At 67.8% G+C, this 14,904-nt stretch carries 9 protein-coding genes; 6 read left to right on the forward strand and 3 right to left on the reverse strand.

Annotated elements, in window-relative coordinates:
* The first annotated feature begins 4 nt into the window (after positions 1-4).
* The 5 genes from QUD34_RS11320 to QUD34_RS11340 all read left to right on the forward strand — a co-directional run bounded on the left by QUD34_RS11320 (position 5) and on the right by QUD34_RS11340 (position 9,404).
* Positions 5-3,094 carry an MdtB/MuxB family multidrug efflux RND transporter permease subunit gene (locus tag QUD34_RS11320; RefSeq protein WP_286353812.1) on the forward strand — a complete coding sequence of 1,030 codons (3,090 nt, stop codon included), beginning with the start codon at positions 5-7 and terminating at the stop codon, positions 3,092-3,094.
* Complete coding sequence (locus QUD34_RS11325) at positions 3,091-6,189, forward strand: multidrug efflux RND transporter permease subunit (RefSeq protein WP_286353813.1); 3,099 nt, start codon at positions 3,091-3,093, stop codon at positions 6,187-6,189. The genes QUD34_RS11320 and QUD34_RS11325 overlap by 4 nt, the downstream gene beginning before the upstream one ends.
* A 156-nt stretch (positions 6,190-6,345) precedes the next feature.
* Positions 6,346-8,331 (forward strand): aspartate--tRNA ligase, encoded by a 1,986-nt coding sequence (aspS, locus tag QUD34_RS11330; protein WP_286353814.1) that lies wholly within the window; start codon positions 6,346-6,348, stop codon positions 8,329-8,331.
* A 56-nt stretch (positions 8,332-8,387) separates the two neighbouring features.
* The gene (locus QUD34_RS11335; RefSeq protein WP_286353815.1) at positions 8,388-8,954 is read left to right on the forward strand and encodes a hypothetical protein; all 567 of its coding nucleotides are present in this window, start codon (positions 8,388-8,390) and stop codon (positions 8,952-8,954) included.
* A 54-nt stretch (positions 8,955-9,008) separates the two neighbouring features.
* The gene (locus tag QUD34_RS11340) at positions 9,009-9,404 is read left to right on the forward strand and encodes a SprT family zinc-dependent metalloprotease (RefSeq protein WP_286353816.1); all 396 of its coding nucleotides are present in this window, start codon (positions 9,009-9,011) and stop codon (positions 9,402-9,404) included.
* Positions 9,405-9,441: 37 nt separating this feature from the next.
* Here the strand turns inward: QUD34_RS11340 and QUD34_RS11345 are convergent, their stop codons facing one another.
* On the reverse strand, positions 9,442-10,077 hold the full coding sequence (locus QUD34_RS11345; protein ID WP_286353817.1) for a hypothetical protein: 636 nt from the start codon (positions 10,075-10,077) through the stop codon (positions 9,442-9,444).
* A 166-nt stretch (positions 10,078-10,243) separates the two neighbouring features.
* On the opposite strand from QUD34_RS11345, the gene QUD34_RS11350 reads away from it, so the two are divergent.
* Positions 10,244-11,713 (forward strand): HAD-IG family 5'-nucleotidase, encoded by a 1,470-nt coding sequence (locus QUD34_RS11350; protein WP_286353818.1) that lies wholly within the window; start codon positions 10,244-10,246, stop codon positions 11,711-11,713.
* On the opposite strand, the gene QUD34_RS11355 is transcribed toward QUD34_RS11350, so the two are convergent.
* On the reverse strand, positions 11,714-13,570 hold the full coding sequence (locus tag QUD34_RS11355) for a hybrid sensor histidine kinase/response regulator (protein WP_286353819.1): 1,857 nt from the start codon (positions 13,568-13,570) through the stop codon (positions 11,714-11,716).
* A 54-nt stretch (positions 13,571-13,624) separates the two neighbouring features.
* Positions 13,625-14,839 carry a DegT/DnrJ/EryC1/StrS family aminotransferase gene (locus tag QUD34_RS11360; protein ID WP_286353820.1) on the reverse strand — a complete coding sequence of 405 codons (1,215 nt, stop codon included), beginning with the start codon at positions 14,837-14,839 and terminating at the stop codon, positions 13,625-13,627.
* Positions 14,840-14,904 lie beyond the last annotated feature (65 nt).

Below are 14,904 nucleotides of genomic sequence, written 5' to 3' on the forward strand. Positions count from 1 at the left end.
AAAAATGAATCCCTCAAGGCCGTTCATCCTCCGGCCCATCGCGACCTCGCTGCTCATGGTGGGGCTGCTGCTGGTGGGCCTGCTCGCCTTCCGCCAGCTGCCGGTCTCGGCCCTGCCCCAGGTGGACTACCCCACGATCCAGGTGGTCACCTTCTATCCCGGCGCCAGCCCCGATGTCATGGCCTCCGCCATCACCGCGCCCCTGGAGCGGCAGTTCGGCCAGCTCCCGGGCCTGAACCGCATGTCGTCCACCAGCTCCGGCGGCAGCTCCATCATCACGCTCCAGTTCGTGCTGGACCTGAACATCGATGTCGCGGAGCAGCAGGTGCAGGCGGCCGTGAACGCCGCGGGCACCTACCTGCCGCGGGACCTCCCCAATCCGCCCATCTACAGCAAGATCAACCCGGCCGACTCACCCATCCTGACGCTGGCCCTCACCTCGAAGACCCTGCCCCTGTCCAAGGTGGAGGATTTCGCCGATACGCGACTGGCCCAGAAGATCTCGCAGCTGCCGGGCGTGGGCCTCGTCAGCATCAGCGGCGGCCAGAAGCCCGCCGTCCGCATCCAGGCCAACCCCTCGGCCCTGGCGGCCAATGGCCTCACCCTGGGCGATGTCCGAACCGCGGTGGCCCAGAGCAATGTGAACCAGGCGAAGGGCAGCTTCGACGGCCTGCGCCAGGCCTACGCCATCGGCGCCAACGACCAGCTGCTCTCCAGCGAGGACTACCGCCCGCTCATCATCGCCTACAAGAACGGCGCGCCCGTGACATTGTCCGAAGTCGCCCTCGTCAGCGACGATGTGGAGAACGCGCGGCTCGCCGCCTGGATGGACCGGACCCCGGCCGTCATCCTCAACATCCAGCGTCAGCCCGGCGCCAACATCATCGCGGTGGTGGACCGCGTGAAGGAGTTGCTGCCCCAGCTGCGGGCCTCGCTCCCCGCGGCCGTGGAGCTCACCATCCTCACGGACCGCACCACCACCATCCGCGCCTCGGTGGCGGATGTGGAGTTCACGCTGATGCTCACCATCGCCCTGGTGGTGATGGTGATCTTCCTGTTCCTGCGCACCCTGGCCGCCACCATCATCCCCAGCGTGGCCGTGCCGCTGTCGCTGGTGGGCACCTTCGGCGTGATGTACCTGCTGGGCTACAGCCTGAACAACCTCACGCTCATGGCGCTCACCATCTCCACGGGCTTCGTGGTGGATGACGCCATCGTGATGATCGAGAACATCATGCGCTACATCGAAGAGGGCGAGCCGCCCCTCCAGGCGGCGCTGAAGGGCTCGGGCCAGATCGGCTTCACCATCCTGTCCCTCACCGTCTCGCTCATCGCCGTGCTCATCCCGCTGCTCTTCATGGGCGACATCGTGGGCCGCCTCTTCCGCGAGTTCGCCGTCACCCTGAGCGTCACCATCCTGGTGTCGGCGGTGGTGTCGCTCACGCTGACGCCGATGATGTGCGCCAAGTTGCTGAAGCACACGCCGCCGGAAGAGCAGGGCCGGTTCTACCAGTCCTCCGAGCGGGTCTTCCAGCGGATCATCGCCTTCTACGGGCGCACCCTCTCCTGGGTGCTCAAGCACCAGACCGGCACCCTGGTCGTGGCCGTGGCCACCCTCGTCTCCACCGTTTTGCTCTACCTCGTCATCCCCAAGGGCTTCTTCCCGGTGCAGGACACGGGCGTGATCCTCGGCATCTCCGAAGCCCCGCAGACCGTCTCCTTCCAGTCCATGGCCGAGCGGCAGCAGTCCCTCGCCACCGAGATTCTCAAGGATCCGGCCGTGGAGAGCCTGTCCTCCTTCATCGGCATCGACGGCACCAACACCACCCTCAACAGCGGGCGCATCCAGATCAACCTGAAGCCCCTGGAAGAGCGTGGCCTCAGCGCCAGTGAGGTCATCCACCGCCTGCAGCCCGAGCTCGCCAAGATCGACGGCATCCGCCTCTACCTGCAGCCCGTGCAGGACCTCACGGTCGAGGACCGGGTCAGCCGCACCCAGTACCAGTACTCCCTGGAAGATGCCGACGCGAAGGAACTGGCCACCTGGGTGCCGAGGTTCGTGGAGCGCCTCTCGGCCCTGCCCGAGCTGCGGGATGTGGCCAGCGACCAGCAGAACGCCGGGCTCCAGATCCGCATCGTCCTGGACCGCACCACGGCCTCCCGCCTGGGCATCACGCCCCAGATGCTGGACGACGCGCTCTATGATGCGTTCGGCCAGCGCCAGGTTTCCACCATGTTCACCCAGCTGAACCAGTACCGCGTAGTGTTGGAGGCCCACCCCGGGCAGTACCAGCGGCCCGAGGATCTCCAGTCCATCTATGTCCGGTCCGCCTCCGGCGGGTCCGTGCCCCTCAGCGCCTTCACCCGCATCGAGACCATCACCGCCCCCCTGGCCGTGAACCATCAGGGCCAGTTCCCCACCGCCACGGTGTCATTCAACCTGGCCCCCGGGGCCTCCCTGGGCGACGCGGTGAAGGCCATCCAGCGCGCCCGCCAGGACCTGGACCTGCCCCCCAGCATCAAGGCCGGATTCCAGGGCACGGCCCAGGCCTTCGGCGCCTCCCTCTCCAACACGCCGCTGCTCATCCTTGCGGCGGTCCTCACGGTCTACATCCTGCTGGGCGTGCTGTACGAAAGCTACATCCACCCCATCACGATCCTCTCGACCCTGCCTTCGGCCGGCGTGGGAGCCCTGCTCTCCCTCATGCTGTGCCGGACGGACTTCAGCGTCATCGCCCTCATTGGCATCATCCTGCTCATCGGCATCGTCGAGAAGAACGCCATCATGATGATCGACTTCGCCCTGGAGGCCGAACGGAAGGATGGCCTGCCGCCGGAGGAGGCCATCTACCAGGCCTCCCTGCTGCGCTTCCGGCCCATCATCATGACGACCATGGCGGCCCTGCTGGGCGGCGTACCCCTGGCCCTGGGCTCCGGCGTGGGCGCCGAACTGCGCCGTCCCCTCGGCATCGCCATCGTGGGCGGCCTCATCTTCAGCCAGATCCTCACGCTCTACACCACGCCCGTCATCTACCTGGCCTTCGATCGCCTCGCACGCCGCGTGCGCGGCCTGCGGGGGATCACTCCCCAATGAGCATCTCCACCCCCTTCATCCGCCGCCCGGTGGCCACCACGCTGCTGACGGTGGCCCTGGCCCTGCTGGGCGCCATCGCCTACCAGTTCCTGCCGGTGTCGCCCCTGCCCCAGGTGGAGTTCCCCACCATCCAGGTGCAGGCGGGCCTGCCGGGCGCCAGCCCCGAAACCATGGCCTCATCCGTGGCCACGCCCCTGGAGCGCCAGTTCGGGCGCATCGCGGGCATCACGGAGATGACCTCCTCGAGCTCCCTGGGATCCACCAACATCACCCTCCAGTTCGACCTCAGCCGCAACATCGACGCCGCGGGCCGGGATGTACAGGCCGCCATCAACGCGGCCCGGGGCGACCTGCCCTCCAACCTGCCCAACAACCCGTCCTACCGGAAGGTCAATCCGGCCGATTCGCCCATCCTCATGCTGGCCCTCACCTCCAACCTGATTCCCCGGGAGCGCATGTACGATGTCGCCTCCTCGGTGCTTCAGCAGAAGCTCTCCCAGATCCAGGGGGTGGGCCAGGTCTTCGTGTGGGGCGGCGCGCTGCCGGCCGTGCGGGTGGATGTGAACCCGGCCCTGCTGAACGCCCAGGGTCTGGCCCTGGAGGATGTCCGGGTCGCCGTGGCCGCCGCCAACCTCAACCGGCCGAAGGGCGATCTGACCAACGACCGCACCGCTTGGTCCATCGCCACGACGGACCAGCTCATGACCGCCGAGGACTACCAGCCCCTCATCATCCGCTACCGGAACGGCAGCGCCGTCCGCCTGTCCGATGTGGCCCAGGTCACCGATTCGGTCGAGAATGTGCGGAACCGGGGGCTGTCCAACGGCGTCCCCGCCATCATCGTCCCCATCTTCCGGCAGCCCGACGCCAACATCATCGAGACCGTCGACCGGGTGCGGGCCGTCCTGCCGCAGCTGCAGGCCTCCCTTCCGCCCGCCATGGAGCTGAAGGTCCTCATCGATGCCACCCGCACCATCCGCGCCTCGGTGAAGGATGTGCAGCTGGCCATGTCCATCTCCATCGCCCTGGTGATCCTCGTCGTCTTCGTGTTCCTCCGGAGCGTCCGGTCCACCCTCATTCCCAGCGTCGCGGTGCCCATCTCGCTCATCGGCACCTTCGGCGCCATGTACATGCTGGGCTACACCATCGACAACCTCTCCCTCATGGCGCTCACCGTCGCCACGGGCTTCGTGGTGGACGACGCCATCGTGGTGGTGGAGAACATCACGCGGCACCTGGAGAACGGCATGCAGCCCATGGAGGCGGCCCTCCACGGCGCGAAGGAGATCGGCTTCACGGTGGTCTCCATCAGCATCTCGCTCATCGCGGTCTTCATTCCCATCCTGATGATGGGGGGCATCGTCGGACGGCTCTTCCGCGAATTCGCCGTCACGCTGTCCGTGGCCATCGTCGTGTCCATGGTGGTCTCCCTGACTACCACGCCGATGATGTGTTCGCGCCTCCTCCGGCCCCACAGCGAGGAGCGCCACGGGCGGGTCTTCCAGGCCACTGAGCGCGTCTTCCAGTGGATCATGCGCCACTACGAATCGTCCCTCGGCTGGGTGCTGAGGCACCAGCGCTTCACCCTGGCAGTGGCCCTGGGGACCATGCTCGCCACGGTCGGACTCTACATCGCCATCCCCAAGGGCTTCTTCCCTCAGCAGGACACGGGCCGCATCAACGGCTCCCTCCAGGCCGCCCAGGACATCTCCTTCGCCGGCATGGAGAAGCTGATGACCGAGTATGTGGCCATCGTGCAGGCGGACCCGGCCATCGAGAATGTCACCGCCTTCATCGGCGGGGGCAACACGGGCCGCATGTTCGCCTCGCTGAGGCCCACCGAGCAGCGCAAGGAGACCGCAGACCAGGTCATCGCCCGCCTGCGGGGCAAGACCTCCCACCTCCCCGGCGGCACGCTGTTCATGCAACCCGTCCAGGATCTCCGCATCGGCGGGCGGCCCTCCAGCTCCCAGTACCAGTACACCCTCCAGGGCGACGATGCCCGGGAGCTGTTCGAGTGGGCGCCGAAGGTGCTCCAGAAGCTCCGTTCCGTGCCCCAGCTGGCCGATGTGAATTCCGACCTGCAGAACAAGGGGCTGGAAGCCTCCCTGGTCATCGACCGCGCCACCGCCTCGCGCCTGGGCATCACGCCCCAGGCCATCGACAGCACCCTCTACGATGCCTTCGGGCAGCGCTTCGTCTCCACCATCTACACCGCCCTGAACCAGTACCATGTGGTCATGGAGGTGGACACGCCCTTCATGCAGACGCCCGACGGCCTGCGCCACACCTATGTCCGCTCCACCACCGGCAACCTGGTGCCCCTCAGCGCCTTCACCACCCTGGAGCGGCGGAACACCGCGCTCTCCGTGAACCACCAGGGCCAGCTGCCCTCGGTGACGCTGTCCTTCAACCTGCCGGTGGGCGTGGCCCTGGGCGACGCGGTCGCCGCCATCGACAAGGCCGAGCAGGAGATCCACCTGCCCGGCACCCTGCGGGGGAGCTTCATGGGCACGGCCCAGGCCTTCCGGGCCTCGCTGTCGAACCAGCCCCTCCTGGTGGTGGCGGCCCTCCTGGTGGTCTACATCGTGCTGGGCATGCTCTATGAAAGCCTCATCCACCCCCTGACCATCCTGTCCACCCTGCCCTCCGCGGGCGTGGGCGCCCTCCTGGCCCTGCTGGCCTTCCGCACCGAGCTGAGTGTCATCGCCTTCATCGGCATCATCCTCCTCATCGGGATCGTGAAGAAGAACGCCATCCTCATGATCGACTTCGCCATCGAAGTCGAGCGCCGGGAGGGCGTCACGCCCGAGGCCGCCATCTTCCAGGCCTGCCTGCTGCGCTTCCGGCCCATCACCATGACCACCATGGCGGCCCTGCTCGGGGGCTTGCCCCTGGCCATCGGCATGGGCACCGGCTCCGAGCTGCGCCGCCCGCTGGGCATCGCCATCGTGGGCGGCCTGCTCTTCAGCCAGATCCTGACCCTCTACACCACGCCCGTGATCTACCTCTACATGGACCGGGCCCGGCTGCGATGGGCCCGGCTCCGGCGCCGGCGCCCGGACCCTCTCGCGACCGCTGTGCCGCGGGTCTAGACGATCGCCGCGGGAACCCCCTGCCCTATGGCATCGAGCGACGGGTCCATCGAGACGCCCCGGCCCGGCCCCGGGAAGGCCCGGACCTGGATGAAGGCGGCCCTCGTCATGCCCGCCGCTTGAGCCTGGGCCCTCCGGGTGCGATCCTGTAAGGCTATGAAACTCGATCGGCTCGGCGACTTCCAACGCACCCACCGCAACGGCGACCTGCGCCTCGACCACGCGGGCCAGACTGTGCGCCTGCTCGGCTGGTGCCGCCGGGTCCGCAACCTGGGCTCGCTGGTGTTCCTCGACCTCCGCGACCGCTGGGGCTTGGTGCAGCTGGTGGCCAACGAGGAGACCGCCGATCCCGAGCTGCTGGCCAAGCTCAAGGCCGTGCGCAGCGAGTTCGTGCTGGCCGCCGAAGGCGTGGTGGCCGAGCGCGAGAGCAAGAATCCCAACATGGCCACGGGCGACATCGAGATCCGCCTGACGGGCCTGAAGATCCTCAACACCGCCGCCCCCCTCCCCTTCCCGCTGGAGGACGAGGGCGTGGGCGAGGACCTGCGCCTCACCTACCGCTTCCTAGACCTGCGCCGCGAGCAGCTGCAGCGCAACATGGTCCTCCGCAGCGAGGCCTCCAACCTCATCCGGAACTACTTCCGGAAGAACGATTTCGTCGAGTTCGAGACCCCCATCCTCGGCAAGTCCACGCCGGAAGGCGCCCGCGACTACCTGGTGCCCAGCCGCGTGCATGCCGGCGAGTTCTTCGCCCTGCCCCAGAGCCCCCAGCTCTACAAGCAGATGCTCCAGGTCTCGGGCTTCGAGCGCTATGTGCAGATCTGCCGCTGTTTCCGGGACGAGGACCTGCGCGCCGACCGCCAGCCCGAGTTCACCCAGGTGGATGTGGAGATGAGCTTCGTGCGCCAGGAGGACATCCAGGCGCTCATCGAGGGCCTGATGGTGGAGCTCTGCCCCCTGGTGGACCAGCAAGCCGTCGCCCCCTTCCCGCGCCTGACCTACAAGGACGCCATGGAGTGGTACGGCTCCGACAAGCCCGACCTCCGCTGCAAGATCAAGATCCAGGATGTGACGAGTCTGTTCGCCGGCAGCGAGTTCAACCTCTTCCGCGCCGCCGCCGACTCCCAGGGCCAGCGCCGGGTCCGCGGCCTCTTCCTGCCGGGCGAGGCCGCCGGCGCCTATAGCCGCAAGCAGCTCGACGAGCTGCAGGAGACGGCCAAGAAGCTCGGCGCCGGCGGACTGCCCTATGCCAAGTGGGGCAAGGACGGCCTCGCTTCCAGCTTCAAGAAGTTCATCAGCGCCGAGCTTGAGGCGGAGCTGAAGACCACCCTGGGCATCCATGGAGAGGGCCTGGCCATCTTCGCCGTGGGCACCGATGACCAGACCTCCCGGGTGCTGGGCGACCTGCGCCTGCGGCTGGCCCGCACCTTCGGCCTGACGGATACCTCGGCCTTCGAGTTCCTGTGGGTCGTGGACTTCCCCCTCCTCCAGTGGGACGAGGACGAGCAGCGCTTCGTGGCCTGCCACCACCCCTTCACCAGCCCCCACCCGGACGACCTCGGTCTGCTGGAATCCAACCCGGGCGCCTGCCGGGCCGTGGCCTACGACCTGGTGCTCAACGGCTATGAGCTGGGCGGCGGCAGCATCCGCATCCACGACGCCGAGACCCAGAGCCTCATGTTCCGCACCATCGGCATCGGCGAGGCCGAGGCCCGGGCGAAGTTCGGCTACCTGCTGGATGCCCTGTCCTTCGGCGCGCCGCCCCACGGCGGCCTGGCCCTGGGCCTGGACCGCCTCGTCATGCTGCTGGCGGGCGAGGACAACATCCGCGAGGTCATCGCCTTCCCCAAGACCGCCCAGGCCCGCTGCCTCATGACGGACGCGCCCAGCCCCGTGGACGAGCGCCAGCTGCGCGAACTCCACCTCGTGCAGGACGCCAAGCAGACCTACCGCGTGGGCGCGGTGTTCTTCGAGTCCGCCGAGGGCGGCGTCGATGCCGCCAAGAGGGGGGAACTGCGCGGCCAGGCCCTGCAGCAGATCAGCCAGATGACGCCCAAGCAGACCCAAGGTCTCGTCACCCTCGACGCCCAGGGCCAGATCCTGGACGCCCAGACCCTCAGCGGGCCGACCTTCGAGTTCTGATCCCCAGGGAAACCGGCCGATCCACCCACTGGCCACGATGAGCGACGAGGAACCCCATGACTGCGACGCCCGGAAAAGCCCCCAAGAAGGAAAAAGAGAAGCGGCAGACCCCCGAGGAGCGCCTCGAGGCCCTGCGCTACAACCACATGATGTACGGCCCCACGGCCGGGGAGAGGCGCCCCACGGTCAAGAAGGTCAACTACGGGGCCCCGTATCTCAAGCATCCCAAGTTCCAGAGCCTCATCGCGGCCTTCAAGAAGGGCACGGCCTTCCAGTTCGATGTCACCGACAAAGCCAAGCTCTGCAGCATCTCCACGGACGGCTCCCACATCTCGTTCGACGGGAAGATCATCTTCTATTCCCGCCCGGCCAATAAGTACGAAGACAACCTGCTCCTGGACCGGACCTCGACCATCCACTACCAGGCCTACGATGCCCTGGTGCACCTGGTCTTCGCCGTCCTCCGCAGCTTCCCGGAGCTTGAGCCGCCTCCGCTCTCCTATATGGGCCATCAGTTCCACCTGGGCGCCGAGACCCTGGAAGTGGGCATGGCCGAGCTGGGTCCCAACCTCCTGATGGGGTCCTACCGCCACAGCAAAGTTCAGGAAAAGCCCCGGAAGTAGGCTCCTCCTGCCCGCGCCCCAGCCAAGCTCCCCGATCCGTCCCAGACCAGGCCCGTGACCATCACCCTCCGCCAGCGCGCCCAGGCCATCCTCCGCGAAGCGGGCTGGGAGATCCCGGCGCCGCCGGTGCTCTGGTCGCCGCGCATGGCGCGCTGCGCGGGGCTCTTCGTCATCGAGAAGGATTCCCGGGGCAAGTGGCACCCGGAGATCCGCCTCAGCATTCCCCTGCTGCGCCGCCGGGACTGGCCCTGGCCCCAGCAGGTGTGCGGGATGAACTGTCACGCGCCCGAGGAAGTCCAGCAGCGCATCCTGGAGCACGAGCTGATCCACTACAAGCTCTGGATGGACCGGGAAAAGGACTGGGGGCACAGCGAGCGCTTCCGGCAGCTGGCCTGGGAAGTGTTCGGGCACCAGAGCATCACCCACGGCATCGGCACGGAACCCGAGTGAGCTGACCCGCCGCGCGGGCCGGGTCAACCTTCGTGGATCATCCCACTCCGTAGGGAGGGAACACCGCATCGGCCGGGCGCGACAGCGCGCTTTGGAGGACACCATGCAGGAAGTCGATGGCGCTCTGAGGATCCGAGATGGCGGGACGCCCGAATTGGTGGCTGTTCAGCTGCCGGGCGTAGGCGATGTCACCCGATGCCGCCAGGACATAGGTCTGGATGCCGACGATCTCCCCTGCGGGATGGCGGAGCAGCTCCACAAACACGAAGAAATCTCCCTCCGGCCGGGTCCTCCGAATCCAGTCTGCGTAGGCATGGGCCCGTTTCCAGGTGTAGCGCATCTGGTTCGCCCCGAGCGGTGTCGGGTCGATGTCCTTCGGAGCGGGGACGGGCACGGCGTGTGGCATTCCCTGCTGCTGCATCAAGGCCACCAGCTGGTCCGCCGTTCGTGGCTCCCAGGCACCCTGCGGCCCCCTCGGATCCAGGGCGGAATGCACCACGATGCGCGCGGTGCCCCGCTGCGACTTGAATTGTTCAAAGGTGGCACGGCATCGCTTCAATTCCCCCTCGGAAGGAGATCCGAAAGCGCGGGCCAGCGGGTAGAGCATGGACTTGCACCCGAATTGGGGAACCACCAGCACCAGCAGGCAACTCAAGGCAGGACCGAGCCGCATGGGATCCTCCTTCTGCCAGGCACTCCAGATTCATTCACGATCATCTGGTGCTGTTCAACCTGACAAGCATAGGCCTCCAGGTCCGGCCCGCCAGCCATCTCCCGCAGCCGTCCCGGGCTGGCCAGCCTTCTGCATCCTCCGGCCGCTCCCGAGCTACACTCGCCCCATGACCGCCTGGGACCCTGCCCTGCTCGCCGCACCGCCCCTGCTGGATGCGGACGACCGGCTGCCGCCGGAGCACAAGCTCTTCGCGCTGCGGACGCTGCCGCTGGGAGAGATCCGGGCCATCGGTTTCGACATGGACCATACCCTGGCCCGCTACCGCTCACCGGAGATCGACGAGCTGGCCTTCAAGAAGGCGGCCCGGCTGCTGGTCCGCGACCGCGGCTACTCCCCCTGGCTGCTGGAGGTGGACTACGACCCGGCCTTTGCGGTGCGGGGCCTGGTGCTGGACGGGTTGCGGGGCAACCTGCTGAAGCTCAACCGGGAGCGGCAGGTGGTCCGGGCCAGCCACGGGGGCCGCCCCCTCTCGCGCCTCGAGGCGGAAGCCATCTACAGCCGCCGGCGGCTGTCCACGGCAGCCAAGGGCTTCCGGAGCATCGACACGCTCTTCGAAATCCCCGAGAGCCACCTCTACGCGCAGATGGTGGATGGCTTCGACCGCGGCCGCCTGAAGGCCGAGAACTACCTTCAGCTCTTCCGGGATGTGCGCTGGGCTGTCGACACCGCCCACCGGAACGGCGAGATGAAGGCCGAGATCCTGGAGCACCGCCACTTCTTCATTCCGCAGGATCCCCAGCTGGCCCTGGCCCTGGACCGCCTCAAGCGCGAAGGCAAGAAGCTCTTCCTCCTCACCAACAGCGAATGGAGCTTCACCGCGGGCGTGCTCGGGCACCTCCTGAACGGCCAGGATGAGGCCCGCCCCCTGTGGACCGACTACTTCGACCTGGTGGTGGTCAGCAGCCGCAAGCCCGCGTTCTTCCTCGAGACGCCCCCGCCGGTACCCGTCGAGGGGCAGCCCCGCTGCTTCATGGGGGGGCATGCCGCCTGGCTGGAATCCGTGCTGGGCGCGGAGGGCGAGCAGGTGCTCTATGTGGGTGACCACATCTACGGTGATGTCCTGCGCTCGAAGAAGAACGCCTCCTGGCGGACCCTGCTGCTGGTGCCGGAGCTGGAGCGGGAGCTGAAGCTGCTGGAGTCCCGCAGCCAGGACATGCGGGAGCTGCTGCACCTCGAGACCGTGCGGCGGCGGACCCTGCGCCGGGCCTCGGTGCTCATGGACCAGTGGAAACGCAACCGGGTGCGCCGGCACCTGCTGGGCCCCCGCCTGAGCGCCGAAGCCACCATCGCCCTGGACCACGAGGCCGCCCACCTGGCCAGCAGTGCGGAGGCCCTCCAGCGGCGTGTCGAGCTGCAGACCCTCGAGCTGGATGCCCTCACGCAGGCCGTGGAGGCGGCCTTCAACCCCCTCTGGGGGCCCATCTTCCGGGACCGCGACGAGCAGACCCGCTTTGCGGACCAGATCCAGCAGTTCGCCTGCGCCTACACGGGAAAGGTGGGCAACCTCTACATGTACGATCCCCACGCCACGGTCTATGCGCCCGTCCCCACCCTGCCCCACGAGCGGATGACCTGATCAGGCCCTGGAAGTCAGCACCCGGTCGAGGATCTCCCGGAGCTCCTTGCTGGTGAAGGGCTTCTTGAGGAAGTCGGCGAACCCCTCGGCCACGGCCTGCTCCCGGGAGGCCGGCAGGGCATAGCCGCTGCACAGGATCCCCGGCAGCCCCGGCCGGACCTGCCGCATGCGCCGGAAGGCCTCCACCCCGTTCATGCGGGGCATGGTCGCGTCCAGGAACACCAGATCGAAGGCTTCGGGCCGGTGGTTGAAGATCTCCAGGGCCTCCTGCCCGTCCGAAGCGCACACCACCTCCAGCCCGAACCACTCTTGGAGCATCTCGGCCAGCACCGACCTCAGCTCGGCCTCATCGTCCGCCAGCAGCACGAGGTTGCGGGTGGGCAGGCCATCGACTGGCGGAACGACGGGCGCCTCCAGGCTTTCAGGCGAGGGGAAGTAGCCCCGGAAGACGCTGCCGGCCCCGGGGATGCTTTCCACCTGGATGCCCCCGCGGTGGCCCCGGAGGATCCCCAGGGCCGCGGGCAGGCCCAGGCCGCGCCCCATGTCCCGGGTGGAGAAGAACGGGTCGAAGATCCGCGGCAGGGCGGCCGCGTCGATGCCGTCACCCTGGTCCGTCACCTCCAGCACCGCGTACAGCCCGGGCTCCACCGGCTCGGGCCAATGCCCCGCGGCCAGTTCGACGGAGGTGATCTGACGCATGAAGGTCCGCACGCGGACGGCGCCCGGCGCCGAGTTCGCCTCCAGGGCATTGGTCACCAGGCCCTCGACCACGCGGCCCACCAGGACCGGATCCATCATCACCCGTGGCAGCACGGTCGCCAGGTCGCGGGTCACCCCCAGACCCATCTGGTCGAGCACGCCCGCCACCAGGGAGGACAGGTCCAGGGACTCGGGCCGCCGCAGATCCCCCCCCGAGCAGTGGAGGATGTCGCGGCTGAGGTTGGAGGCCCGGTCCAGGCCCGCCTGGAGGCGATCGAGGTAGCTCCGCACGGGGGACTCCCCCGTCGCGCTGGACCGGGCCATCTCCAGATTGGCCACCATGACCTGGAAGATGTTGTTGAAGTCGTGGGCGAGCCCCCCGGCGAGCATGCCCAGGCTCTCCATTTTGTGGGCCTTGGCCAGGGCGCCCTCGACCCGGCGGAACTCCGTCAGGTCCACCATGCAGCACACGGCGCCATGGATGCGGCCATCCCCAAGACGCAGGGGCGTGGCATAGGACATGAGGTGGCGCACGGTCCCGTCGGTGAAGACCAGGTCCAGCGGCTCCTCCCGGACCTCCTCCCCCTTCAGGCAGGCCCGCTGCATGGGCATCTCGTCCGGCCGGAGCTCCCGCCCGTGCTGCACCAGCCGGAAGTGGCCCGTCCAGGTCTCCCGGGCCTCCTGAAGGGCCGGAGCGGAGTGGTTCGCATCGACGGGCACCCGCAGCAGGTCGGCGGCGGCGGGATTGCCATGGACGACCCGGCACTCGGAATCCTCGGCGATCCAGGTGGGCACGGGCGTGGCCCTGAGCACCGCGGAGAGCTTGTCGGCATCCTCCCGGGCCCCGGCCCGCGCCACCTCCAGGCTCGCGGCCTCCGCCGCCTTGGCGCGGAAGAGCCCATGGATGAGGATGACGCCCCCCAGCAGCAGGGCCGAGATCACGAAGCTCATGACCTCGTTGGGAAGCAGGTAGGCGGGGAAGCCGTTCTGGTGGAATTCCAACAGCAGGAAGATCCGGCGCACAGCCATCAGGGCCAGGGCCGAGGACATCAGGATCCAGGCCAGGGGCCGCCCCGCGATCCGGTTGATCCGCAGGGCGAACCAGGCCGCCACGATCTGCAGCAGCGCCGCCAGGAGGATGAGGAGGAGGATGGTCACGGGAAAGGGTCCCGGCCATCCTATCGACAAGTTGCGGGCTTAGGTAAATGCCGATCAGAGAATGATGCGGCTCGCGACTTTTGCGTGGGCGATCACCCGCCGGATGGCGGCCACCACCTGGTCCTGGTCAGCCTCGCCGAGGCCGGGCCAGAGGGGCAGGCTCAGGAGGCGCTCACCGCTCCATTCGCTGTGCGGCAGGCCGTCCTTGGGCAGGTGCGCGGGGTGCGCGGCGTAGAAGTCCCGGTACCAGGGATGGATGTGGGCCGGGCGGTAGTGGATACCCGTCCCGATGTTCTCCTCCTTGAGGGCGGCCACAAAGGCGTCCCGGTCCAGGCCCACCTTCTCGGGGTGGATGCGCAGCACGAAGAGGTGGTAGCAGTGCCCGTGGTCGGCATCGCCGGGCCAGGGGAGCATCACCTCGTCGAGGTCCTTCATCAGCTCGAGGTAGCGGTGGAACAGCACGCCGCGCCGGGCATTGAAGCCGTCCAGCTTGTCGATCTGGTGAAGGCCCATGGCGGCCTGGAGGTCCATGAAGTTGGCCTTGCGGGCCGGTTCGTACACTTCCGTGTGGGGGCTGCCCTCCTTGGCGAAGCGCTTCCACGCGTCCCGGTCGATGCCGTGGAAGCGCAGGCGCTTGATGCGGCTCTCGTAGTCGCCGTTGAAGAAGGCAATGGCACCGCCCTCGCCCGTGGTCATGTTCTTGTTCGGGTGGAAGCTGTAGACACTCATGATCGAGCGGGGATTGCCGCCGATCTTGGTGCCCTTGTAGTGGGCGCCCATGGCCTGGGCCGCGTCCTCGATGACCCAGAGGCCATGCTTTTCCGCGATGCGCCAGATCTCATCCATGGGGCACGGCAGGCCCGTGAGGTGCACGGGGATGATGCCCTTGGTGCGGGGCGTGATGGCGGCCTCGAGCTTGGCCGGATCGATGTTCAGCGTCACCGGGTCGATGTCCACCAGCACGGGCACACCGCCCTGCAGCACCACCGTGCTGAGGGTGCTCACCCAGGTCAGCGAGGTGGTGATCACTTCATCGCCGGGCTGGATTTCCAGCACCTGCATGGTGATCTCCTGGGCGGTGGTGGCGCTGTTCATCACCAGGCAGTGCGGCACGCCGTTGTAGGCCTTCAGCTTCTCCTCGAAGGCGGCCGACTTGGGCCCCGTGGTGATCCACCCGCTGTGGATGGTGTCGATGATCTCCGCGATCTCCTCCTCGCCGACCATGGGCCGGGTGAAGGGGAGGAAGTCGGGGCGGCGCTGATAGGGCATGGGAGCTCCGGACGCAAACCATCATTTTCACACATCGCCGAGCGGAACCTGGCGATCGAGCACAG

This window comes from Geothrix oryzae (assembly GCF_030295385.1).
In the GTDB taxonomy this organism is placed as follows: Bacteria; Acidobacteriota; Holophagae; order Holophagales; family Holophagaceae; genus Geothrix; species Geothrix oryzae.

Bases quoted from the DNA above. Each gene is read 5' to 3' on its own strand.
- aspS (WP_286353814.1), top strand. From the start codon at position 6,346: ATGAAACTCGATCGGCTCGGCGACTTCCAACGCACCCACCGCAACGGC.
- QUD34_RS11345 (WP_286353817.1), bottom strand. From the start codon at position 10,077: ATGCGGCTCGGTCCTGCCTTGAGTTGCCTGCTGGTGCTGGTGGTTCCC.
- QUD34_RS11335 (WP_286353815.1), top strand. From the start codon at position 8,388: ATGACTGCGACGCCCGGAAAAGCCCCCAAGAAGGAAAAAGAGAAGCGG.
- QUD34_RS11360 (WP_286353820.1), bottom strand. From the start codon at position 14,839: ATGCCCTATCAGCGCCGCCCCGACTTCCTCCCCTTCACCCGGCCCATG.
- QUD34_RS11350 (WP_286353818.1), top strand. From the start codon at position 10,244: ATGACCGCCTGGGACCCTGCCCTGCTCGCCGCACCGCCCCTGCTGGAT.
- QUD34_RS11325 (WP_286353813.1), top strand. From the start codon at position 3,091: ATGAGCATCTCCACCCCCTTCATCCGCCGCCCGGTGGCCACCACGCTG.
- QUD34_RS11320 (WP_286353812.1), top strand. From the start codon at position 5: ATGAATCCCTCAAGGCCGTTCATCCTCCGGCCCATCGCGACCTCGCTG.